The 1626-nt window shown below is 61.7% G+C and carries 2 protein-coding genes; one reads left to right on the top strand and one right to left on the bottom strand.

The features are described 5' to 3' along the window. Window positions 1-244 (top strand): glutathione binding-like protein (locus tag VGI36_02995; protein ID HEY2484084.1); only part of this gene is annotated, 244 nt, incomplete at its 5' end. 218 nt (window positions 245-462) lie between these two features. On the opposite strand, the gene glmU is transcribed toward VGI36_02995, so the two are convergent. Further along, window positions 463-1626: bifunctional UDP-N-acetylglucosamine diphosphorylase/glucosamine-1-phosphate N-acetyltransferase GlmU (gene glmU, locus VGI36_02990; GenBank protein ID HEY2484083.1), on the bottom strand; the 1164-nt coding region annotated here is incomplete at its 5' end.

Here is a 1626-nt window from a genome sequence, read left to right as displayed (position 1 = left end):
AGAGACGGCGAAGGCAAACATCACCAGGAGGCTCGCGTATCTGAACGACCACCTTGCGGGAAAACAGTACCTGATGGGCTCCAATTTCACGGTCGCCGACGCGTACGCGTTCACGATCGTTAACTGGACCAATTTCGTGGGTATTGATCTCAAACCGTACCCTAATCTCGCCGCCTACATGGGACGAGTAGCAGCACGGCCCAAAGTGCAGGAAACTCTGAAGTCCGAGGGCCTGGTGAAGTAGGGCAGAGAGCCATCGGATCGGCGTTCGCCCGGTCCCTCATCTCAAAGGGGGGCCGGGGCTCCGGAGCAGCGTAGAAGTGCTGAGCAAAGCCGTCAGCGATTGTTGCCGGCTCAGCTCGAATCTTGCGCGTTGCACGCGAGACCGGCTGCGCTCGAATTGAGTCGGGGCCGAGTTCAGATCTCCCGCCAATAGCATAACGGGAGAGACGTTTTTCGTACTTAGGCGGAGGAGCGCTGCTTGTCCGATCCCTTTACCGGGGTCGGATCGTTGTGGCGCTCCCGCCACTTCTGCATCCATCCCGGCTTCTCGCGCTGGGGATGGTGCGACATCACCAGCGCGCCATCGCTGGCTTCGCGCACGATGGTGGTGCCCGATGCTACGTACACGTCGCTGCCGACCGTAATCGGCGCGATCAACTGTGTATCGCAGCCGATCATACAGCGATCGCCGATGCGGGTCTCGTGCTTGTCGTAGCCGTCGTAGTTGACGGTGATCACGCCACATCCGACGTTGGTGTCGCGTCCGATAACCGCATCGCCGAGGTAGCTGAGGTGGCTCGCCTTGGTGCCCTGTCCGATGCGCGCCTTCTTGGTCTCCACGAAATTGCCGATTCGGTTGTGGCCTTCCAGGTCGGTCCCCTCACGCAGATTTGCGAATGGGCCGATCTCGGAATCCTCGCCGATTCGACATTGCTCCGCGCGGACTCCGATCTTCAGATGACAGCGCGGTCCTATCTCAACGTCCTTGAGCCACGCGGTGCCGTCGATTTGCACGCCTTCGCCGATCCGACAACGCCCGAGAATCTGCACGTTGGGTCCGATCACCACGTCCGCTGCTACCTGGGCCTGCTCGGAAATGTAAGCGGTCGCCGGGTCGATCAGGGTCACGCCCGCGGCCATCAACTTGCGATTAGTTTGCTCGCGAATCTGCGCTTCCATGTTTGCCAGCTCCTCGCGCGAATTGACTCCGGCGAACTCGAACGGGCCGTCTGCCACCCAGGCATTCACTTCGAGTCCGCGCGCTCGCGCAATCGTTACAATATCGGTCAGATAATATTCGCCCTGTGCGTTGTTGGTCTTGAGCTCTGCCAGCGCGACCCGCAGGAATTGGGCGGAGGCGCAGTAGAAACCGGTATTGATCTCGTTGATCGCGCGCTCCGCCGCCGACGCATCGCGGGCCTCCACCACCGCCCGCACCTTTCCCGCCGGGTCGCGCACCACGCGGCCATAGGCGGAAGGATCCGCCACGCGCACGCTCACCAACGAAAGCGCAGCCCCGCTCTGACGATGTGCGCTCCAGAAGGCGGCGAGCGTTGCGCTGGTCACCATCGGCACGTCGCCGTAGCCGATCAGGACGTCGCCGGTGAAATGCTCGGGAATTGC

This window comes from Candidatus Binataceae bacterium (genome assembly GCA_036495685.1).
Lineage (GTDB): Bacteria > Desulfobacterota > Binatia > Binatales > Binataceae > JAFAHS01.
The sequence above is the reverse complement of the archived record's forward strand: the minus strand, read 5'-3'. Positions and strand labels throughout refer to the sequence as shown.